Genomic DNA, 21,892 nt, shown 5'->3' on the forward strand with positions numbered 1-21,892 from the left:
GGAACTTATGAAGAAAAAATTATCACGTTTAATTACTTGTATGCTTTTATTGTCGATATTGTTTCCTTTAATTACTCTAGAAGCTGCTTTATCGAGTCCTAATCCAGAAAGCATTGCATTATTAAACAATTATTCAAGTGGAGCTTCCGATGTGAATATAGGACAAGGTTATCAAAGAGTTTTAAGTAATTATCCTCAATTAGCATTAAATATTAACTTGAATGCTGGTACTGGCAATAAAATATCTAAAATTGAATTTTTAAAATATGGTGTTCCTATCAATATAGGCGTTGTCGCAAATAATACTCAAACGCAAACTATTTCAAAGGTAGTTTCTGGAGAAGCTAAAAATGTTGTTTCAGGATTTGGTACGAATCTAAATACAACAGCAAAAGGTTATTATTCTTGGTATCGATATTCTAGTGGTCCTTTTTGGTTTGCAGACATCCCTCCAACAGGACAAAATAGCTCTAATCCTTCTAATTGTGGGCCTTCTGTAACTTGTTTTGGAGATCCTGGGGAATATGATGAGTTTAACGGTACATATTTTTGGAAATTTCCAAATGTCTCATCGAATCTGTTAACTATGTCTGGAACGAGATCATTAGACTATGTTTTAGAAGATTCCATTTCTTCATCCAATCCTACAGATATTCCAATTGACTTTGTTTCGAATAGCCCAGCTTATTTTTCAGGGAACTCAGTTGCTGACACTACAGTTACTAATATCTTAGGTGGTTTCGGTGAGTTTGGAAATGCAGGATCGGTTTCAGGAACGCCTATCACTACAATGACAAACAATAATCATTACACAGTTAAATTCAGTAAAAGCTTTACTGAGGCTGCATTTTATAAAGATACCTTCACAGCACCGGGAGCCGCATGGATGGACTGGTTCTTTGCTTTTAAAACCACCTTAAAATCAAAAACATTTGTTTATCCTGATCAGATACGTGTTACCTATGCACAAGTCGGTGTAGCTACGCTAGTTGTAACACCTGATACAGCTACAGTTTTAGTAGGCAGTACAAACAATTATATAGCTACTTACACCGATACCGGGGGTATTTCTAGCACGGTTACTAATAGTTCTACTTGGTCTAATAACAACAATACAATAGCAACGATTAACAGTACAGGACTTGCAACCGGTAAGGTAGATGGTACAGTTACTATAATGGCTGACTATAACGGTTTAACTGCAACAGCAGAACTAATTGTTACATCTGGTGCAACGCCAACCCCCACTCCAACTCCAACGCCAATTCCCGAACTTAACAGACCACCCTATATAAGAATAGCCTGGTATAAACATGGGGAGGCAACAGAATCTTCTACTGTTAACTTAAATACAAACGTTGATTTAAGGGTTGTTGGCGATTCAATCTCAATTCCTGCTTCTCCTAGTGATCCAGACGGTGATCCTGTTATTATATCTGCTTGGGATTTTAACAGCAGTACCGTTTGGGTTAATTCACTCCCAGGCACCTACAACTTAAATACAGGAATAAGTACAATTCAATTTATGGATATGGTAGCAAATATACCGGGAGATCATACTGTTTTTCTGACCGTTCATGATCCCAAAGGGGCCACATATACGGCATCGGCAAATTTACATGTCATCGATCCCAAACCTATTGCCTGTATTGATGCCCCTTTGAACGTGAAAGCAGGGAGGCCAATACCCTATGCGATTACCTCATGTTCTTACAGTCCAGTTAATGCGGCTATAACAACAGAAACGTGGACAAATAAATTAACACAATACAATACAGCAGGAACCGAAGTTGTTAAGTTAAAAGTTCAAGATAGTGCCGGTCGTTGGTCAGGTGAAGTAACTAAAAATATCAATGTCATCCCAGATCAACCACCTATTGCAGTTCTTAATTTTCCCGCTCAAACAACAAGAGGTTCAACTATATCCATAGATGGAAGTTTATCTAGTAGCCCTGATGGAGATACGATTACACAATATTACTTTGAATATCAATATGATGCAGCTAATGATGGTTATGCTAACGATTCTTGGCAGCTGCTCTACTCAGGAGTAAATAAAAATGTAAATTTTGCTCCAATAAAGATAGGGAAATACAATTTTAGATTAACAGTTACCGAAAATTTTGGTCAAAAAGGATCTACGACGAAAATTCTAGATACGCTAAATTTAGCGCCTACCGTGAATGTACAAACGTCTGGACAAACTGGCCCTCCAAGCACAGTTACACCAATTTCCATGAGTACTGTTTTTAATAGTTGGCCCGTAACCAATACAATTGGCGGAACAGCAGGAAATAAGGCTAATTGGTATATGAACAGTGGAAGTTTAACTACTAAGATATACGATACCCTCTATGCTATTAGAAAGCCCGATGATGGCATGTGGTCTCGTAGCAGCTATTACCCATTTGCGTTACCACAAAAACTAGTCACCCCTACTTCAACGACTACGGGTTCTAATTTTGATGGAGCTATTGCCGATGAAAAATATGTCTATGCATTTAAGTACACAGGAGGGCAAATCCGGGCTTATGACAAAAATCTAAATTTAGTATGGACAATAACTGCTCCCTATACAGGTGATTTAACAACATATAAAGGTAAATTATATTTCAGTAATAGTAATTTTATTAGTATTTATGACAGAGACACAGGGACCCTATTAAACTCAGCAACTATCAGTAATGGTACATCCTTGAAGATCTTTGATAATAAAGTTATTGTGACTGCTTACTCAAATGTGTATGTTTACGATATAAACCTAAACTATATTGGAGTATACCCTGCAGCAGTTACTCGTTCAGGATCAACTGCTGTACATGAGGGGGAAAATGAGCTAGAGGGAACTAGTGTCTCTTACTATAGTGGTTATGTAACTAAAGTACGTGTTGCAGACCAAACAGTTGTGTGGAGAACTCCCTTAGATATTCCATCAACCTCTGGAGATGTGACTAGAAATGAGACCACTGGAAATTATGTAGTGACGTATGGGAGTCAACCGGATGTAGCTAGTAGACCCACTAAGTACAACATTGCTGAATTTTCACAGACGGGTGTGCTAATCTCTAATAGCCTCATAGCCCTTCAAGGTGGTCTGACTACTCCCATATTTTACCCATATGCATCATTGTCAACATACGCATATATAATGACAAGTAAAAAAGGGATAACATACCTTTTTAGTGTTGTTGGAACAGGTCCAACTATTTACGCTTACGATTCCTCTGGATCTTTAATTTCGAATACTGTTCTTGACATGAGTGGCACATATGTATACTCTGATGCTTTCTTTGGGTCAGATGGCACCTACATTGTACGAATTAACCATAAGCAATCACAAATATCTGGTGCTGATTATACTTATTTCTATGCTTTTGATCCTTCGGGTTCTAATTATTACAAATTTTATGCTGGAGGTGATCCATTCGTTTTACCTTTTGCCGATCAGAAATTATTAGTGGTTACAGGCGCTACTAGTTATTCACTCTATGACAGCTCCAGTTCCGCGCTCCTGTACCCAAATTCATTAAATTTAGGGGAGCCTTTTAGCAACATCTGGACAGGACCGACGTACCTATCCAATCAAATTATGAAGTTAAACATAAATGCGAGTAAATCATCAATAGAGGGTGTGGGCTTAGCTTTTAGAGTTCAAGACTCCCAAAACTACCTAAGTGCAGAGTTTGAGAATGGATTGTTCAGATTTAAAAAGACTGTTAACGGTACGTCTACAGTACTAAACGAAGTTAGTTATCTACTCTCGCTAGGAAATAACTACAGAATAAAAGTAGTACCTAATGGAAGCAGCTTTGATCTCTATGTCAACGATATTCCTGTAATGACCGTATCTGATACATCTTGGAGTACAGGCAAGATGGCGATTATTAATCGGGGATATCAAGGAATTGGCTTTAACGGTATGAGTTATGAAACAGGATTAGGAGCTTCGGGAAGCTTTGGTGGAGTTGCACTTATTAATAGCCCGATAACCAATACCGTTACTTTTACTGATCCTGAAAATGACCCTAGATTGACACAAAGTGAAAGCTGGACCTATACCCATAATCCAAACATCTTTTTAAATCCATTGGGTACATGGGGAAGCTCGGGCAGCAGCTTTTCAACCGCAGTTACTTCATTCCCTTTACCTGGAGAGTACACGTTTGTATTTAAATCAAGAGATGATCCGAACAGTGCGTACAAATACCCATCAATGATTTTTGATCCCTATCGCCATTGGTCGAATACACTCACGGGGAAAATACGAGCACATCGCAAGCCAATATCAGATTTTTCAGTTAGTTTTAACGCAAATAGCACGATAAATTGGATAGATACAAGCTATGATCCGGATCGATTTAACCCTTCCAATAATAGTTATTCAACAGAAGCTACTGGAATCAATTATCAAGCGACTCGTGGTGTCTTAGATCGACAATATTATTATATTTCGCCAAGTGGAGTAACTACGAACGTGAAATTAACAAAACCTGCCGAATATGGCATATATACTGTCGGTATGGCAGTTAAAGATGAATACAATGCATGGAGTGATTGGACCGAAAGAACGATTTTTATTGCAAACCCTGTACCGAATAATTTACCAGTAGCAAATATAATAGATCCGTCATCGAGCAGTTCTAGTAGTCCGACCATTTATGCTACACTCAAACCGCTTTACAAATGGACGTACTCAGATGCAGATGGAGATCCACAACAAAGGTATATTTTCAACGTTTACGAAAGTGCTAATAATATCGTGTATACTTCAAGCGAAGTATTATCGTCTGCTTTACAATGGCAACAACCCGTGAATTTAGCGGAGAATGTCGTGTATTCCGTTCAAGTACAAGCTCATGATGGAACAGATTACAGCTTATTATCAGCAAAGAAATTTTTTAAAATCGTCATCAATACACCGCCAACAGCTGTTATATATGATCCAGCATCAACTGATTCCAGTAATCCAACCGTTTATAGTTTACTTAGACCAATCTACAAGTGGACTTATACGGATGCAGATGGCGATTCCCAACAGCGCTTCACTTTGAATGTTTATAATAGTAGTAACGCAATAGTTTATACCTCGGGAGAGGTGTTATCATCAGCATTCTCTTGGCAACAACCTACAGACTTATCAGCTAATGTTGTATATTCCGTTCAGGTGCAGGTTCATGATGGAAAAGTATACAGTGGGTTATCAGCTAAGAAATATTTTAAAATTAATCGACCGCCAATTGGAAATATAAGCTTTACGATACCTATCTATCAAAATGACACACCACAATTTTCAATTACTCAATCAGATCCGGATGGGGATGCCTTAACCATAAAAGTAGACAGCAGCTTTAACGGGGGCGGATATTCGAATGTTAAACAGTGGACATCAGTAGCATCAGGCACTTCAAAATCTTTTACTCTGGGGCCACTAGCTCAAGGCGTTTATTCTCTTAGACTAACTCTAGATGATGGAGGAGGCGGGATATACACTCAAACCTATACATTTACAGCTTTACCACTCTTCTTAAGCGGAGCCATAAAGCATACTGCGATTTGGGAAAGTAATAGATTACAATGGAATGTTAAATTCCCAGCGAAGATCCGCGCAACAGATGTATTTTGGGCAGGGGAAGCATTGGAATTATTTGCAACAGCTACGGATACAGGAACAAGCTTAACCAAACCCTTAAATGTATCTGCTAAATTAGTTCAGACAGGGGATTCCGTCAGCCTGACCAGTTCAGATCAAATTCATTATGTAGGTGAGATGGTGAATACAGATTTTATTCATTCGCTCGAAGATGGATTATATACAATGCAGTTTCAGATTCAGTGGTCCAATGGTATGATACAGAAAACAGATGTGCCATTCTATATCAGAGGTAATATTCTTGATGTAATTGTGGTTCAGCTGCGTAACTGAATAAAATCCATGCGACAAGGGAGCTGGTATACCATGATCGACTATATATCTCGAAAAGCTAATCTCCAACTGAAAATGCAACAAAAGCAAATAGATGCTATCATCATTACTCAGAATGTCGATCTATATTATTTCACGGGTTCGATGCAGACGGGAAATCTAGTGATTCCTGCTAAAGGCGAAGCAATCTTCTTTGTACGACGGAGCGTGGTTCGAGCCGAGCAAGAGTCGGCTGTAGCCGTAGAAGCATTAAATTCATTACGAGAATTTGAAGCAATATTACAAGAACGTTTTCCCGTTACATTCTCTGAGGCTAAACAAGCAGCAAGAAAGCTTACAATCGCCACCGAGTTTGATGTGCTGCCTGTACAACATTTTCGGCGCTTGGAATCGGCTTTGCCTGATGTGGAGTGGGTGGATGGTTCCATGCTTGTCCGGGAAGCTCGAATGATTAAAGATGCCTACGAAATAGGCCGTATTCAAGAAGCAGCGCGTGTTATCGATATTGCGCTTGAGCATGCGATCGCACATGTTCGTGAAGGTATGACAGAAGTCGCACTAATGAGTTTAATTGAAACCACACTTCGCCAAAATGGACATCTAGGGTTAATGCGAATGCGTGGCTACAACCAAGAGATTATTACAGGTATGGTTGGTTCTGGTGCGGCAGCTGCTGAGCCTACTTATTTTGACGGTCCGGCAGGTGGGCGGGGCTTGAGTCCAGCAAGTCCACAAAGCTCCAGCAATAAACGGATCGAGCTGAATGAACCGATTCTCGTTGATATCGGCTGCTGTATAGATGGTTATGTCATTGATCAGACGAGAACAATCGTTATTGGTGGTTTGGATGATCAGCTTACATTTGCCTATCGCATAGCTGAGAGCATTCTACGTTCGACTGAAACTTACCTCCGACCGGGAACAATGTGTGATGAGCTTTATACCTTGGCATTAGGGCAAGCGGCGGAAGCGGGTTTGAGCGAATTTTTTATGGGGTTTGGCGCAGATCAAGTTAAATTTCTGGGACACGGTATTGGATTGGAAATTGATGAACTGCCCATATTGGCTAAGGGGTTCAAGCTTCCGTTGGAGGCGGGGATGGTGATTGCGATTGAACCGAAGTTTACCTTCCCGGGTCGAGGCGTTGTTGGGCTTGAGAATAGCTATCTCATTACCGAACAAGGCTATACAAAGCTAACTTGTTCACGGGAAGGTATTATTTCGATACATCCTTAATTATTTACTGCGAATGGAGCCAACTCTAAAAGGGTGAAGCGTCGCGTTGACGATTTGAGCTTTAACAGCGGGATCATTATTGAATATTTCTTCAGCAGCTTCTAAGGATGGAGCATTGAAAACGATCGTGCCATAAGAGCCATCTGTACAAGCACCTGAAAATATGAGTTTGCCCTCTGCTGATAGTGCTGCTGTATAAGAGAGATGCTGCATAAAAGCGATTTGCTCTTCCAAAGTCATTGTTGAGATGAAATTTTCACGTTTAGGTGTAAAGACATATAAGAATTCAAGCTGTTGGTCCATGCTGAGACTCTCCTTTTTTTAAATGGGAATAGATTTACTAACCTCACAATATGTATAAACAATAGCATTTTAAATTATATTTTTCCAACTACTCTTAAAAATTGGACACTTGTTGTTTTTTTTAGTAGGATAGTGATAAGCATAAGAGGGGGAATACGTATGTTACCTTTGGGACAAAAAGTGATCATTGTGGCAGACAGCTTTGAGCAAAATCTAACAATTGGTGATCATGGTTACATCATCGCATACGACCGCAACGTGGATAATGCATTCGACTACGTTGTTCGCATACCAAAAATGAATAAGCACATTTTTCTTCCCTCCGCTGATATAGAGCTAGAGGAAGTTTTAATTAGTCTAGAAGCAAGCCGAATTGAGAGAGAAGCATTGATTGATTATGCCTTGGCTACGAATAATGCAGAATTGTTTCACCGCGTAATGAATGGCGAAGAAATTGAGCCTGCGGCCGAGATGAATAATGATACTGTACCGCAAGACGATTTTGTGAGACAAGTCAATTTAAAAGCCTGGATTTAAACAATAGTAGGCAAATTAGCTAGAGTTGAAAGTGATCCTTTCTACTCTCTTAAACGCAAAAACCAGCCGAGTTTTCTCAGCTGGTTTTTTGTTGCACTCTGAGGAGGAAAACCTATATATTTCTGCGTTCATATACTAGGTTAGAGATGAGCCAGGATATAAACAACATAACCAGACAAATAATAGTTAGCCATAAAATGGAGTTTTCGAAGGAAAATTTCTCTATAAAGGTTTCAGGATCTGATAGATTGCTCAGGAAAATCATTGGGATTAATGCAGCAATAAAAGCTAAAATATACTCTATAATGAGAACAATTCGTGCTCCGAATGCAAAGAAAATAGGATAATAGATTGCAAAATAAATGGACTGGATAATTAAAGCAATACATATAGAATGAAGGCTGAACCAAGGTAGGTCAGATTGAGGAAATATAAAATAGATAATGAGTCGCCAAATCAATGTGAGTAGAAAGGCTGAAGCTGTAAACATCAGGACACTCCAATACTTGGCGTTTACAATGTCGCGTCTTCTAACGGGTAAGGAGGCAAGCATGCGCCCGTTGTTGTTTTTCTCATCTGATTTGTTTGTAGCTACAATGATAAAATAGCTTAAAAGAAGAGGTGACATGATTAACGGCAATCCTTCAAGAGCCGTATTTATGATAAATAAGAATACACCGATACCTACGAATCCCAGCATAAGATAACGTTTGGATATCTGGATGTCCTTCATTAACAATTGGAGCATATTCAATTCCTCCCTTGTGTGAAAAACAAAATATCATCCAATGATGGTTTCTCTGCAGCGATTCGTTCATTCCAAGGAATCGAAGTATAGTTGTCTTTCGTAATTAAAGCCTCGAATCCCAACGATGATTGCTGTAAGCCTATTAATGGGAGCGGGTGCTGTTGGAGCTGAGCATTAGGGCCCTTCACTAGCATATAAGTATCCAGCAAATCCTCTTTTGTGCCGCTGAATTGCAGGCTGCCATTTTGAATATAAACAATATAATCGGCAATTCGCTCTAATTCCATGCTGATATGAGTAGAGAATAGTACAGTGCGGTTTCCGTCCTGGATATATCCACTTAGAATAGATAATATTTCCCTGCGAAAGATTGAATCCAGCCCGGCTGTTGGTTCATCCATAATCAGCAGCTCGGGTTCATGTGCTAAGGCTACTGCCAAAGCAAACTTTGTTTTCATTCCTTTAGAGAGCTCGCGCATTTTTCTCTTATCAGGTAATGCAAAGTCATGCTGATAGCGTTGAAAAAGTAAATCGTTCCAGCTGGGATAAAAAGCAGCGACTATGTTTTTCATTTCCTTAACAGTCAGATGATCATAGAAGAAATCCTCGTCATACACAAATCCAATCTTCTGCTTTATTTCACGTTCCTTATTTAGATAAGACTGATTAAAAACAAGCACTTCACCCTCATCAGGTCGAATTAAATTCATGACTGAACGAATTAATGTTGTCTTGCCAGATCCATTGGGGCCAATCAATCCGGTAATAAAGCCTTTTTCTATTTGGAAATTGAGATTATCGATTTTAAAATCTCCATTGCGTTTAGAATATTGACGAAATTCAATAGCAGACACTACGCATTCTCCTCTCCATAAAATAAATTAAATAATTGAACGACCTCTTGAGGTTTTAAGCCGATATTGCGACTTTCAACAACTATGGCTTTAATACGATCTTCCAACTGACGATACTTGATTTCACGAATAGACTCTTTATTGCTTCCTGATACATAGGTTCCTTTGCCTGAAACGGAAGCAACTAGCCCTTCCTGCTCTAATTCATCGTAGGCTCGTTTAGTTGTGATTACACTTATCTTCAGAGTTAAAGCTAGGTTCCGGATCGATGGCAGCAATTCCCCTTCGGGTAAAGCTCCGCTTAGTATCTGATTCTTGATTTGCTCTCTAAGCTGCAGGTAGATGGGCTCCCCAGTTGTGAAAGAAACGGAAAGATTCATGCGATCTCCTTTCTCTAATCGTTTATACTGTATATGTATGATATGAACACTATAAATTATCACATAAGATTTTGCAATATAAATAAAAAAAACTTTATCTTTAGAAAATCTAAAGATAAAGCCTTTGTAATAAGTAAAATTCATTTAAGCTGATTCAACAGCCAATCTTCAACATAAGCAGCTATTAAAGAAACGTCGTTTAAATCCAGCACAGAGATTAAGCTTGGTTGATTAAGTAAGTTAGTTAGCTCAGGATCATCCTTACTAAACGTGGAGGCAATTGCAACAACACGATTTAACTGACTGTACAAGGCGAGCTGCTCCAAGGTGCGTGCAACAAGTATTTTTGGGACATCAGCTTGTTTATATCCTTCAATTAGAATCAAGTCAACCCCGCTCATACGCTGTAGAATTTCCTTAAGCTCCAGAGGTTTTGGATGCTTCTCTAATATATTGAGCTTGGCAGCAGATGAGATGGTAATTAAATCTGCTCCAGCTTCGCTATATTTGAATGTATCCTTACCCTCCACGTCCATTTGAAAATCATGAGCATCATGCTTGAGTACGCCGACACGATACTCTTTGCGTTTCAATTGCATCACAATTTGGCTAACCAAGGTAGTTTTGCCTGAACCACTAAACCCAACGAAGCCGAGATGGGGAGGCGTCGTCCTGATAACATTCGAATCTGTCATCGAACATGCACCTCGCCAAACAACAGAACAGGCAATGTTTCGCCTACATTAGCAATGACCCCGCCATCCAGACGGATTAAACAATTGGCATGAACTAAGCTTCCAATCATCCCCGAAGATTGCCCTTCAGCAGTAGTGACATTCAATATCCCCTCTTGCAAATAGGCAGTAGCGCGCAAGAACCGCGTTTGTTTAACGGCACTTAGCATTAAGGGTTGGGCAGTAGCAAGCTTAGCTTGACTCATTGGCGGCAGCAAATTTGCAACACTTTGCCCACTGAGCTTACGCAATGCTGGCAGAACAAAAAGCTGCGAATTAACAAAGCTTGCTGCTGGATTGCCGGAGATTCCGAAGAAGGGGATTTTGCCCCGCATGGCATAACGAAAGGGACTTCCAGGCTTGATTAGAATTTTCCAGAATATAGTTTCAGCTTCCAGATTAGCATATACATCAGGGATTACGTCGAAATCACCTACGGATACTCCACCTGTCGTTACCAGCATATCAATTTGATCGATTACTAATTTAATTTCGTTGGTAAGTAAATCAATATCGTCTGATGTCGATTTCAGCAGCAAGGGCTGACCGCCAGCTTGACGAATAAGCTCGGCAACCATTAAGCTGTTTGAATTGCGAATTTTCCCAGGTTGAATGGGCTCACTTACTTCAATTAACTCACTGCCGCTTGAGAGAATGGCAACCACTGGCTTGCGGTAGACAGGCACTTCGCTAATCCCAAAAGTCGCTAAAACAGCGATTTCTGCTGCCCCAATTCGCATTCCTGGTGTGAGTACTTGGCTGCCTTTTCGAATATCCTCACCTTGTCGAGCTACATTCTCGTTAAACTCTAGCGCAGCTAACAGCTTCATTTCGATTACGCCTGTTTGGAAAGCATCCTTAGTTGCCTCGAATCTGCAGACTGCATCGGCACCTAGTGGAAGCATTGCCCCAGTCATAATTCTAGCTGCTTCCCCCTGCTTTAATTGTTTAAGTGGAGTCGCTCCCGCTGGAATTTCTTCAATAACCCGAAAACTAATCGGTTGTTCAAAGCTTGCACCTACCGTATCTTCACTGCGAACTGCAAAGCCATCCATCATCGAGCGGTCGAATAGTGGAACATCGGTATCCGCTTGAATGGCCTCTCCGAGAATATAACCTGCGCTCTCTTGTAAAGGCACGCGTATGATTTGTGTTGTATGTGAAAGGGATGAAATAACTTTTTGTTGGGCCTCATCAATGTGGAGTGGATATGTATTCATGGATCTACGCCTCCTATAAGCAACGAATTGGATTTAATAGCACTCTAATACTATAACATCTAACGGAAGCTTCTTCGAGTGTCAGTCCTCAGGCGGAGAAGAAATCCGATCTTACGACGGAAGTTGCTTGGATGAAAACCTGTTATTATAAAGGTAATCTAAAGGATAGAGGGAGTTAAACATATGAAAACCTGGAAAATAGGTTCAGGCACCTTATCAATCGGCTTAATTGGAATCGGAGTATTGCTACTATTGAATTATAGCGGTTTGATCACTAATGAATTCTTTCAATATGCAGGACCGATCTATATCATTCTTTTTGGAATTGAGGTCATTTGGAGTTACTTCCGAAGCAGTGAAAAGCGGCAAGGCTTCAGCTCTTGGAGTATTATTATACTTTTCGGAGTATTCATCACAAGCTCAACGCATATGGTTTTTCCAAGTAATTTTGATTGGCAGCCTAGATTTTTGAGTGTTATTGAAGGGAATGCCCCTTTAGAAAATGGAATCAAAAATGTGGAAATTAGCATTCCTAATGGGAAAGTCGAAGTTGTGGGAACAACAGAAAATGTAATCTCTTACGCAGGGGAATTACTAGTTAATGCTAAATCTCAGGAGCAAGCGAACGAGAATATTAAATCGCAATGGAAAGTGGAACAAGATGGCGATACTTTAAAGCTTATTCTTGAGCAGGCAGGACCGAAGTGGAATCTGTTTAGCATCTTTGATTGGACCCAAAAATCACCTCACGTAACTGTCGAAATTCCGCAATCCTTACTTACGAAAATTAAAACATCAAACGGCAGTGTTAATATAAAGGATATGAATGGAGATGCGGAGATTAAAACCTCCAATGGCACCATTACGGTGCTTAATATGCAAGGGAATGTCAAAGCGGATACATCTAACGGCTCTGCAACGTTTACGGATGTTAAAGGTTCGTTAGAAATTGAGACGAATAATGGATCTCTAACTTTAAATCAGATTTCAGGATCAGTTAAGGCCAATACCTCCAATGGTTCGATTAAAGGTTCATCGATCATTAGTGGTGATTGGGAATGTATCACTTCAAATGGCAGAATAACTTTGGCGATCCCTGAGAATGCGGATGCAGAAATTAAAGCGGATACCTCAAACGGCAGCGTAGGTGGAGATATGGATTGGCAAGATGGTGAAAAAACGCATCGATCGAGCAAGCTTAACGCGGGAACTCATGAAATTACACTTAAAAGCTCCAATGGAAGCATTAATGTAGATTATGCAGATGAAACTAGCTTAAAGCCGATAGCGCCACTTGCGCCACTTGCCCCGCTTGCGCCATAAGCTATACTTTTACATTCAGTGTTATAAATGATCCTTTTCCTGTATATGCTTCAAAGCCAATTCATAATCATCACGATTATTCATGTTAAACAGCGCGGTCCCTTGTGGATCGAGCTGTTTTATTTGTTCTTCTGGAAGAATTGCGATGTCCAGGCTTTGCACCCATTCCATAACTCTTCGTCCATCATTCGCGATATAAGCCATCAAACTGCTTAAGCAATCTTGACGATATACAGCGAATAGGGGATGGTGTCTCCCCTCAAATTGTGGAATAGCAGCTTGAGCATTTGCAGTCATACATAAATCGAATAGACCTTCAGCAACCGCAATAGATGGGAAGGGCATATCCGAAGCGGATACCAATATATAAGCTTGAGTACAATTGGCTAAACCAGCAGCGATACCAGCAAGTGGCCCGATGTCATGTGATGTGTCATGCGTCTTGTGAATGTTGGGAAACCGTTGCGATAAGTCGGGAAATTTATCTGGCTTCTTCAGATCGTCCGAAGTTGCTGCAATAATCCAAAGCTCACCCCCTAAAGGGTACAAAACAGAAATAATACGCTCCATTACCGTCATTTCTCCAGCATCCAGCATCCATTTATCTTGTCCCATTCGGCGGCTGGCCCCTCCTGCTAACAATACTATCCCTCTACTATCCTGACCAAGTAACCTCATTAAATACACCCCTTCATTATTGTGTTAAATAAACTAACATATAAAAACGTGTTTCTCATTCTTTTATTAGTAATTAACAAACATATTTCATTATTATTAGCTCAAAACACCAAAGACAACGGTATTTATATGTTATATAATCTTACTTATAAAGCTAATATGTAATAAAACATCACATATAATCTAATGAGTGTGGAGAAAGGGGAATGGATATGGAGCAATCGCAAAACAAGGTTTTGTTGGAAGCCAAAGGCATAACTAAACGATTCGGTGATTTTACGGCAAATGATCAAGTAGATCTAATTGTTGCAGCTGGAGAGATTCATGCAATCCTAGGTGAGAACGGAGCTGGAAAAAGTACATTAATGAAAATGCTGTATGGTGTACATGCGATAGACGGCGGTACTATCTGGATGGATGATCAGCCAGTGTCTCTTCATCCACCTTCTCTAGCAAGAGCGCACGGTGTAAGCATGGTATTTCAGGATTTTCGACTAGTTACAGCACTATCTGTTTTGGAGAACATTTCACTCGCTGTATTAAACAAAGGTTTTCTGTTAAACAGCAAGGAGCTGCGTAAGAAAATTAACGAGGTATCAGCACGTTACAGGATTGCAGTAGACCCCGATGCATACATTTGGCAGCTTGATTTAGGGCAACGGCAGCGTGTGGAGATCCTCAAGGTATTAATTATTGAAACAACTCGTATTGTCATATTCGATGAACCAACTAGTGTTCTGACCCCGCATGAAGTAGAAGCTTTTCTGAACATGCTGGGTATGCTGCGTGCGGATGGATATGGCATTCTTTTCATCACTCACAAAATTAATGAGGTCATGGCTTGTGCTGATCGGGTAACTGTTTTGAGGTTAGGTAAAGTAACCTATACGTCAACAACTGAGGAAGGGTTTACTGGCGACGAACTCATTTCCAAAATGATGGGCAGTAAGGAGCTTCCCAAACCACCTCAAAAACAAGCGTATAGTGAAATTAGACCCGTTGCTCTGCATGCTGAGAATATAACGCTTCGTGATGACCGTGGTCAAGTGGTATTGCGAAATCTTAATCTTAAGCTGCGTGAAGGCGAGATTGTAGGCGTAGCTGGAATATCAGGAAATGGACAGCGTGAGCTAGTTGAAGCCTTCTTTGGATTAAGAATACCGGAGGAAGGTAAGCTCCTTTTGAATGAACGCGATTTAACGAGTGCTCCTCCGCGAACCTTCATTGAAGCAGGTATGGCTTATGTTTCAGAAGATCCCTTAAAAGAATCGATTATCCCTGAATTTTCAATTCTGCATCATATGGTGCTCGCGGGTCTGCCTATGACCCCAAAAGGGTTAGGCATTGATTGGCTCAAGGTCCATAAACAGCTGAATGATTACGAAGAAGTGAAAACCTTAGGATTGGCGGAATCCAGCAGGAGGGCGGATAAGCTTTCGGGAGGGAATGTGCAGCGCATGGTATTGTCTAGAGCGCTGTTGCAAAGTCCGCGTATTCTCTTGGTGAGCTACCCAAGCCGCGGTTTAGATATTGGCACAACACGAGCTATTCAAAATATGTTGGTCGCATTGGCAAAGAAAGGTTCGGCTATTCTACTCATTTCTGAGGATTTGTCTGAAATCTTTGATTTATCAGACCGAATAATCGTACTCGCTAATCAACAGCTATTTGGACCCTATAATCCACTGGAAACCGACCCATTTGCCATTGGTCATGTCATGCTGAAGGGGGAAACGGCGTGAAAGAAGCGATATTAACGATTGCTAAATCTCCTTCATCAGCTGCAAAATTATTAAGCTCCGTTCGACCTAGTTTAGGCTGGGGGATAGTGATAGTAACACCCTTAGTGATCTTTGCTATTTTCCTAATCATCGTAGGCGCAAATCCTATAGAGCTTTATAAAACAATGATACATTCGGTATTTGGTGATTTTTATGGATTTGGCGAACTGCTGATCAAAGCTACTCCGTTTATTCTTACAGCACTCGCAACGGCTTTACCAGCAAAAGCCGGTTTAATCAACGTAGGCGGTGAAGGCCAGCTTGCGATTGGCGCTTTGTTCTCGACATGGGCTGGTGTGTTCTACTTACATGATCTTCCGGGAATTATCGGCATACCTTTGATGATGGTTGCAGGAGCAATAGGTGGGGGGTTATGGGCAGCTATTGCTGCTTTCCTCAAGGTGAAAGGCAATATGAATGAAACCATTACTACCTTGCTGCTCAATTATGTTGCTTTATTTACGGTCGGTCTTTTCGTTCATGGTGCACTCAAGGATCCTGCCTCATTCAATTGGCCGTTCTCTCCAGAGCTGGCAAGTCAGCTTCGCTTGCCTACACTTAGCGGATCGCGACTTCACATCGGAATTATTATTGCAATCGTCATTGCAGCTATCGTTTGGTTCATCGTAGCGAAAACTAGATTAGGTTTTGGGATAAGGGTTGTTGGCGGTAATGCGCTGGCTGCGATGCGAGCTGGTTACAACGTGGGGCGAACGCAGTTTTGGACACTGGTAGCATCTGGTGCGATAGCCGGAATTGCCGGAATGATAGTGATTACGGGAATTGAAGGCAGACTCCGTCCAGAAACAGGCGCTACCTATGGTTATCTTGGTTTCCTAGCAGCGTGGATGGCATGGAACCACCCTTTATGGTTAGTGGGAACAGCGATGATTATTGGTGCAATCAGCATCACCGGCAGCTCCTTGGAAATGACAAGTGGTTTGCCATCCTCCTCCGTTAATATTCTAATGGCACTTGTCCTCTTCGCCATTTTAGCCAAAGGGAGGAGGAGTAAATCATGATAGATATTTTTACAGGTGCGATTCGTTCAGGAACTTCCGTATTATATGCATCCCTTGGGGAGCTTATAGCCCAAAGAGCAGGTGTGATTAATCTCGGGACCGAAGGTTCTATGCTGGCTGGAGCACTTGGAGCTTTCGCGGCAACGGTATATACAGGCAATCCTTGGTTAGGTATTCTAATTGGCGGATTATGCGGTGCGGCAATGTCTTCCATTCATGCTTTTCTGGTCATTGCACGTAATGCCAATCAACTCGCTTCAGGTTTAACGGTTATGTTCTTTGGGATTGGGGTGACCGCTTTTTTCGGGAGAGACCTAGTCTCTAAGCAAATTAATGGCTTTGAGCCGCTAGCTATCCCCGGACTCTCCAAGATTCCGATATTGGGTCCCATTTTCTTTAATCATGATATTCTGACTTATCTCTCTTTTATTTTAGTACCGCTTATCTGGTTATTGCTCTTCAAAACACGTTGGGGTGTCATTTTACGGGCGACAGGTGAAAAAGAAGAAGTCGTTTTTGCTTATGGAGTTAATCCGAAATTGATTCGTTATCTTGCCGTGCTAGCTGGTGGTTTTCTTGCAGGTATTGGCGGTGCTCAGCTATCGACTGCGTTCACGCATACTTGGGTGGAGAATATGGCGCAGGGTCGCGGTATTATCGCCGTGGCGCTTGTGATTTTTGCTTCATGGCTGCCGTATCGTGCAATGCTGGGTGCTTATCTGTTTGGTGGTGCCCAAGCATTACAGCTGGTAGTCCAACAAAGTGGCGTGCACATTTCACCCTTCTTGCTCTTTATGACACCTTATGTACTCACATTGGTGGCTATGTATATTGTAGAGAGAAAGCAACGCAGTCGGATGCCCGAAGGTTTAAGCAAGGTTTTTACTGGGGCGAGCTAGGGATGGTTTGGAGAGATTCAGAGAGAAAAGCTTCAAGCTTCATACAAAAAAGAGGAGGTCATCTGCATGGGAATTGTGAAAAGGTCGAAATTGGCGGTTATGGGGTTATTGGTATTTAGCTTGGTAGCATTGACGGCATGCGGAGACAAGGCAACTACAACAGATGCAACTGCTGGATCATCAACGGCAGCGGCAACAGTGGCGGGTATGGGCGGAAAAGCAGTTGGTTTCATTTTTGTAGGGGCTAAGGACGACTTTGGTTATAATCAAGCAGCTTATTTAGGAAGTGTTGGCGTTGAAAAGGCATTCCCGGATTTAAAGGTGCTTCGCTCTGAGAATGTCCCTGAAACAGCAGATGCGGAACGTGTTATGGAAGAGATGATTAAAAACGGCGCCAAAATTATTTTCCCGACCTCATACGGTCATTTGGATCCAGCGTTGAATGTGGCGAAGCGTCATCCTGACGTGTTGTTCTATCATCAAGGTGGCTTGAAAACAGCAGCCAATTTAGGGACTTATTTCGGAACCATTTGGGAGCCGGTTTATCTAGCAGGTATAGCAGCTGGCAAAATGTCTAAATCGGGCAAGCTCGGCTATATTGTGTCTGTGCCGATTCCGCAAGTATTGCTTAATGTGAATGCTTTTGAGTTGGGTGCTAAATCGGTAAATCCGGCTGCAACGACTGCAGTTGTCTTCACTGGAAGCTGGTGTAATCCAGGTCAGCAAGCCAATGCAGCTAACAGTCTGATTGATCAAGGTGTGGATGTGCTATCTCAACATCAAGACTGTACAAAAACAGTCATTGAAACAGCGGAAAGAAGAGGCGCTTTATCTGTAGGCTATCATGCTGACGGTTCCTCGCTTGCTCCAAGTGGTTGGATTGTCGGTTCGGTTTGGAATTGGTCGGACTTATATGTAGATATGGTTAAAACAGCAGTTGAAGGTAAGTTTACAGGCAGTAAGTACGATGGCAAATATCGCGGAATGATGAAAGACAATGTTGTGCAGCTAACGGGCTTCGGCAGTAAAGTACCGGATGATGTGAAAGCTTTGGTTGAAGCTAAGAAAGCTGAGCTATTAGCTGGGACGTTAAGTCCATTTAAAGGTCCTATCAAGGATCAAAAAGGCACTATAAAAGTGGAAGACGGCCAAACGCCAGCATTGGAAGTTCTAGAAGGAGCAGATTACTTAGTGGAAGGCGTTACGGGTTCTATCCCGAGCGGTAATTAATAGGTAATCTATAAAAAAAATAACAGAGTGGCAGGGGTGGAGGTTGCTTATCTTCCCCCTGATCTAACTGTGTTCCAAAGGGAGGGAACGTTGTGTGAATGGACTCGGCGGTTTGAATAAGTCCTCTGGGGGGCTCGTTATCGGGTTGGTGCAGCAGCAATTACCTCAAGTTGTTACACCATCAGATCTTAGAGATCAGACTATTAAAGTTAGTCGTCTAGTAGGAAAAGCACGAAGAAATTTATCAACGATGGATCTGGTTGTATTTCCTGAATATTCCTTGCACGGACTTTCTATGGATATGAATCCAGAAATTATGTGTAGGATCGATGGACCGGAGGTAGCCATTCTTCAAACAGCATGCAGTGATAATAAAATATGGGGTTGTTTCTCAATAATGGAATTCAACCCATTGGGTAATCCATATAATACCGGATTGATCATTGATGATAAAGGCAAGCTGAAGCTCCACTATCGCAAGCTTCACCCATGGGTACCAGTAGAACCGTGGGAGCCCGGCAATCTAGGCATACCCGTATGTGAGGGTCCAAACGGGAGCAAATTGGCTTTAGTTATTTGTCATGATGGAATGTTTCCTGAAATGGCGCGGGAATGTGCATATAAAGGCGCTAACGTTATGCTTCGCACAGCGGGATATACAGCACCGATCCGTCATTCATGGAGATTGACCAATCAAGCTAATGCCTTTTGCAATTTAATGATTACAGCTTCGGTTTGTTTAAGCGGCAGTGATGGAACCTTTGACTCAATGGGCGAGGGCATGATTGTTAACTTTGATGGTACATCCATAGTTGAAGGTGGCGGTCGTCCCGACGAGATTATCACATCAGAGGTTAGACCCGATTTAGCTGATGAAGCACGCCTTAATTGGGGTGTCGAGAATAACATTTATCAATTTGGACATCGCGGATATGTAGCCGTTAAAGGTGGAGCGAATGATTGTCCTTATACCTTTATGAAAGATATGGTAGCGGGCAAGTATCTCCTACCATGGGAAGAAGGTATCGTTCATAAAGATGGCGGCGCCTATGGTTTTCCTAAGCCCAATCGTTTATTTATAAATGAAGAAACCGATAGGAAAGGAGACTAACGGATGATCATTCAAGCAGAGCCATACAATTGGCCTTATGATGGAGAATTTGTACCACGTAGAACGGCGTTGATAATCATCGATATGCAAATAGATTTTTGTGGAAAAGGCGGCTATGTCGATCGGATGGGATATGACCTGTCTCTTACAGCAAAAGCCATTGAGCCCATTAAAAAGCTGCTTAAGAAAGTAAGGGAAACTCCTGATTTTATGGTGATTCATACTCGTGAAGGTCATCGTCCAGATCTATCTGATTTACCTGCGAATAAACGCTGGCGCAGTGCACAGATTGGTGCGGAGATTGGTTCTCCAGGTCCGACTGGGAGGATACTTGTCCGTGATGAGCCAGGATGGCAAATTATTGAGGAGCTGGCCCCAATTGAAGGTGAGATTATCATCGATAAACCTGGGAAGGGCAGTTTTTATGCTACGGATTTGGATTTGATTCTACGTACTCAAGGTATTACGCACTTAATTCTAACAGGCATTACAACCGATGTATGCGTCCATACCACTATGAGGGATGCGAATGATCGTGGCTATGAATGTTTAATTCTTGAGGATTGCACAGGAGCAACCGATTATAACAACCATTTGGCGGCTTTACATATGGTCACGATGCAAGGCGGAGTTTTTGGCAGTGTCTCATCGTCAGATAAAGTCTTGGCTGCACTGGATTAAGTTAATGCTTACGATGTCAGTTTTTTGACAAAAACTCGGTTAATGCTTACGATGTCAGTTTTTTACAAAACTCTTAGGAGGCACATAAATAGATGAACACAACAATAGAGACAAAAGTTTACGAGGGTGATCAATTGGAATGGAGCCCGATTCCAGCGCATCCTTATTTGTATCATAAAGAGATTTGCACAGCGGCAGATGCGGATAACATGGGTATCCAGATGAGCTCTGTACTATGGGAAAAAATTGGAGTTGGCGGTTGCGTACTTCCGCATTACCACGATGTCGCAGAAATCATTCATATTACTCAAGGTAAAGTGAAATTACTCTGTAATGGTGTGTGGAAATCTTATCAAGCAGGGGATAGCTTTCTTGTTCCGCAAGGGACTGTGCATTCGGTGGTTAATGATGATATTGCACCTACTTATCAAATCAGCATGTTTATCCCAACAAATCTGGAGACACCAACCAATCGGTTTTTTGAAACCATTCTCGTTCCAGCGCAGGAACGGTATATTAGTGAAAGTAAGTCAAGTGTCTGATACTATCCTTGTTTCCGCCTTGCCGTTTCCCTTCCAATGCGATTTGAGCCACACCGCGCTTGTGGTCATTGATATGCAAAATGATTTTTGCTGTAAAGGTGGGTTTGGCGAAGCATTGGGCAATGATGTTTCACCCGCGGAGGCAATTATTCCTAAAGTGCAGAGTATTCTGGGAGGATGTCGCGCAATCGGAATGATGATTATTCATACTCGTGAGGGGCATTTGCCGGATCTATCCGATTGTCCAGAAAGTAAGTTAACCCGAAGCCAAGTCAATGGCAAAGGGATTGGAGATGAGGGTCCGATGGGACGAATTCTCATTCGAGGTGAATATGGTCACGAGATAGTAAAGGAGCTAAAACCCTTGGCTAATGAATGGGTGATAGACAAGCCAGGCAAAGGAGCCTTCTATAATACCAATTTAGAACAATTGTTAAAAAGCCATGGGATTGAATCGCTCCTATTAACTGGAGTTACGACACATGTTTGTGTGCATACGACATTGCGTGAGGCCAATGATAGAGGGTATGAATGCTTGGTATTAGAGGATGCTACAGCTGCATATGACTTCGCTGATCACGAAGCGGCCATTAGAATGGTCCATCAACAAGGTGCCATATTTGGTTGGGTTTCCGATTGCAACGCATTATTAGAGGCTATACAATAAATCGAATGTTAAAGAGCTTGTGC

General features: G+C 41.6%; 19 protein-coding genes. 12 read left to right on the top strand and 7 right to left on the bottom strand.

The window, feature by feature from the left end; translation table 11 throughout:
• The first annotated feature begins 7 nt into the window (after positions 1–7).
• Together EHS13_RS06030 and EHS13_RS06035 are read left to right on the top strand one after the other, a co-directional pair.
• Positions 8–5,923 carry a hypothetical protein gene (locus EHS13_RS06030; RefSeq protein WP_155699494.1) on the top strand — a complete coding sequence of 1,972 codons (5,916 nt, stop codon included), beginning with the start codon at positions 8–10 and terminating at the stop codon, positions 5,921–5,923.
• Positions 5,924–5,956: 33 nt separating this feature from the next.
• Positions 5,957–7,159, top strand: coding sequence for a M24 family metallopeptidase (locus EHS13_RS06035; protein ID WP_155699495.1), 1,203 nt, complete (start codon positions 5,957–5,959; stop codon positions 7,157–7,159).
• Here the strand turns inward: EHS13_RS06035 and EHS13_RS06040 are convergent, their stop codons facing one another.
• Positions 7,160–7,462 (bottom strand): YciI family protein, encoded by a 303-nt coding sequence (locus EHS13_RS06040; RefSeq protein ID WP_155699496.1) that lies wholly within the window; start codon positions 7,460–7,462, stop codon positions 7,160–7,162.
• 159 nt (positions 7,463–7,621) lie between these two features.
• On the opposite strand from EHS13_RS06040, the gene EHS13_RS06045 reads away from it, so the two are divergent.
• Positions 7,622–7,999 carry an ATPase gene (locus EHS13_RS06045; protein WP_155699497.1) on the top strand — a complete coding sequence of 126 codons (378 nt, stop codon included), beginning with the start codon at positions 7,622–7,624 and terminating at the stop codon, positions 7,997–7,999.
• Positions 8,000–8,111: 112 nt separating this feature from the next.
• On the opposite strand, the gene EHS13_RS06050 is transcribed toward EHS13_RS06045, so the two are convergent.
• From EHS13_RS06050 to EHS13_RS06070, 5 genes are all read right to left on the bottom strand, one after another.
• Positions 8,112–8,747: an ABC-2 transporter permease gene (locus tag EHS13_RS06050; protein ID WP_155699498.1), complete on the bottom strand. Its 636-nt coding sequence runs from the start codon at positions 8,745–8,747 to the stop codon at positions 8,112–8,114.
• A 2-nt stretch (positions 8,748–8,749) separates the two neighbouring features.
• Positions 8,750–9,601: an ABC transporter ATP-binding protein gene (locus EHS13_RS06055; protein ID WP_155699499.1), complete on the bottom strand. Its 852-nt coding sequence runs from the start codon at positions 9,599–9,601 to the stop codon at positions 8,750–8,752.
• Entirely contained in the window at positions 9,601–9,981 is a 381-nt protein-coding gene (locus tag EHS13_RS06060; RefSeq protein WP_155699500.1) for a GntR family transcriptional regulator, read from the bottom strand. The genes EHS13_RS06055 and EHS13_RS06060 overlap by 1 nt, the downstream gene beginning before the upstream one ends.
• A gap of 140 nt (positions 9,982–10,121) precedes the next feature.
• Entirely contained in the window at positions 10,122–10,676 is a 555-nt protein-coding gene (mobB, locus tag EHS13_RS06065; protein ID WP_155699501.1) for a molybdopterin-guanine dinucleotide biosynthesis protein B, read from the bottom strand.
• Entirely contained in the window at positions 10,673–11,935 is a 1,263-nt protein-coding gene (locus EHS13_RS06070) for a molybdopterin molybdotransferase MoeA (RefSeq protein WP_155699502.1), read from the bottom strand. The genes mobB and EHS13_RS06070 overlap by 4 nt, the downstream gene beginning before the upstream one ends.
• Before the next feature lie 183 nt (positions 11,936–12,118).
• Here EHS13_RS06070 and EHS13_RS06075 point away from each other — a divergent pair, with 183 nt between their 5' ends.
• Entirely contained in the window at positions 12,119–13,258 is a 1,140-nt protein-coding gene (locus EHS13_RS06075) for a DUF4097 family beta strand repeat-containing protein (RefSeq protein ID WP_155699503.1), read from the top strand.
• A 21-nt stretch (positions 13,259–13,279) separates the two neighbouring features.
• Here the strand turns inward: EHS13_RS06075 and mobA are convergent, their stop codons facing one another.
• A complete protein-coding gene (gene mobA / locus EHS13_RS06080) occupies positions 13,280–13,936 on the bottom strand; it encodes a molybdenum cofactor guanylyltransferase (RefSeq protein WP_155699504.1) in 657 nt (218 codons plus the stop codon).
• A gap of 206 nt (positions 13,937–14,142) precedes the next feature.
• Between mobA and EHS13_RS06085 the strand changes: the two genes are divergently transcribed.
• From EHS13_RS06085 to EHS13_RS06120, 8 genes are all read left to right on the top strand, one after another.
• The gene (locus EHS13_RS06085) at positions 14,143–15,678 is read left to right on the top strand and encodes an ABC transporter ATP-binding protein (RefSeq protein ID WP_155699505.1); all 1,536 of its coding nucleotides are present in this window, start codon (positions 14,143–14,145) and stop codon (positions 15,676–15,678) included.
• Positions 15,675–16,739: an ABC transporter permease gene (locus EHS13_RS06090; protein WP_227013814.1), complete on the top strand. Its 1,065-nt coding sequence runs from the start codon at positions 15,675–15,677 to the stop codon at positions 16,737–16,739. The genes EHS13_RS06085 and EHS13_RS06090 overlap by 4 nt, the downstream gene beginning before the upstream one ends.
• Complete coding sequence (locus tag EHS13_RS06095; RefSeq protein WP_227013815.1) at positions 16,736–17,638, top strand: ABC transporter permease; 903 nt, start codon at positions 16,736–16,738, stop codon at positions 17,636–17,638. The genes EHS13_RS06090 and EHS13_RS06095 overlap by 4 nt, the downstream gene beginning before the upstream one ends.
• Positions 17,639–17,704: 66 nt before the next feature.
• Positions 17,705–18,868 carry a BMP family ABC transporter substrate-binding protein gene (locus EHS13_RS06100; protein ID WP_155699507.1) on the top strand — a complete coding sequence of 388 codons (1,164 nt, stop codon included), beginning with the start codon at positions 17,705–17,707 and terminating at the stop codon, positions 18,866–18,868.
• A gap of 94 nt (positions 18,869–18,962) precedes the next feature.
• Complete coding sequence (locus EHS13_RS06105) at positions 18,963–19,979, top strand: formamidase (protein WP_155699508.1); 1,017 nt, start codon at positions 18,963–18,965, stop codon at positions 19,977–19,979.
• A 3-nt stretch (positions 19,980–19,982) separates the two neighbouring features.
• Entirely contained in the window at positions 19,983–20,660 is a 678-nt protein-coding gene (gene biuH, locus EHS13_RS06110) for a biuret amidohydrolase (RefSeq protein ID WP_155699509.1), read from the top strand.
• Between the two features lie 92 nt (positions 20,661–20,752).
• Positions 20,753–21,202, top strand: coding sequence for a cupin domain-containing protein (locus tag EHS13_RS06115; RefSeq protein WP_155699510.1), 450 nt, complete (start codon positions 20,753–20,755; stop codon positions 21,200–21,202).
• A complete protein-coding gene (locus EHS13_RS06120; protein ID WP_193571572.1) occupies positions 21,180–21,869 on the top strand; it encodes a cysteine hydrolase family protein in 690 nt (229 codons plus the stop codon). Before EHS13_RS06115 ends, EHS13_RS06120 begins: the two co-directional genes overlap by 23 nt.
• Positions 21,870–21,892: the final 23 nt, after the last annotated feature.

It is taken from the genome of Paenibacillus psychroresistens (assembly GCF_009728935.1).
GTDB lineage: Bacteria > Bacillota > Bacilli > Paenibacillales > NBRC-103111 > Paenibacillus_AC > Paenibacillus_AC psychroresistens.

What these genes read in the sequence shown, in the direction of transcription:
- EHS13_RS06030 (WP_155699494.1), top strand. Translation starts at nt 8, where the DNA reads ATGAAGAAAAAATTATCACGTTTAATTACTTGTATGCTTTTATTGTCG.
- EHS13_RS06035 (WP_155699495.1), top strand. Translation starts at nt 5,957, where the DNA reads ATGATCGACTATATATCTCGAAAAGCTAATCTCCAACTGAAAATGCAA.
- EHS13_RS06040 (WP_155699496.1), bottom strand. Translation starts at nt 7,462, where the DNA reads ATGGACCAACAGCTTGAATTCTTATATGTCTTTACACCTAAACGTGAA.
- EHS13_RS06045 (WP_155699497.1), top strand. Translation starts at nt 7,622, where the DNA reads ATGTTACCTTTGGGACAAAAAGTGATCATTGTGGCAGACAGCTTTGAG.
- EHS13_RS06050 (WP_155699498.1), bottom strand. Translation starts at nt 8,747, where the DNA reads ATGCTCCAATTGTTAATGAAGGACATCCAGATATCCAAACGTTATCTT.
- EHS13_RS06060 (WP_155699500.1), bottom strand. Translation starts at nt 9,981, where the DNA reads ATGAATCTTTCCGTTTCTTTCACAACTGGGGAGCCCATCTACCTGCAG.
- mobB (WP_155699501.1), bottom strand. Translation starts at nt 10,676, where the DNA reads ATGACAGATTCGAATGTTATCAGGACGACGCCTCCCCATCTCGGCTTC.
- EHS13_RS06070 (WP_155699502.1), bottom strand. Translation starts at nt 11,935, where the DNA reads ATGAATACATATCCACTCCACATTGATGAGGCCCAACAAAAAGTTATT.
- EHS13_RS06075 (WP_155699503.1), top strand. Translation starts at nt 12,119, where the DNA reads ATGAAAACCTGGAAAATAGGTTCAGGCACCTTATCAATCGGCTTAATT.
- mobA (WP_155699504.1), bottom strand. Translation starts at nt 13,936, where the DNA reads ATGAGGTTACTTGGTCAGGATAGTAGAGGGATAGTATTGTTAGCAGGA.
- EHS13_RS06085 (WP_155699505.1), top strand. Translation starts at nt 14,143, where the DNA reads ATGGATATGGAGCAATCGCAAAACAAGGTTTTGTTGGAAGCCAAAGGC.
- EHS13_RS06095 (WP_227013815.1), top strand. Translation starts at nt 16,736, where the DNA reads ATGATAGATATTTTTACAGGTGCGATTCGTTCAGGAACTTCCGTATTA.
- EHS13_RS06100 (WP_155699507.1), top strand. Translation starts at nt 17,705, where the DNA reads ATGGGAATTGTGAAAAGGTCGAAATTGGCGGTTATGGGGTTATTGGTA.
- biuH (WP_155699509.1), top strand. Translation starts at nt 19,983, where the DNA reads ATGATCATTCAAGCAGAGCCATACAATTGGCCTTATGATGGAGAATTT.
- EHS13_RS06115 (WP_155699510.1), top strand. Translation starts at nt 20,753, where the DNA reads ATGAACACAACAATAGAGACAAAAGTTTACGAGGGTGATCAATTGGAA.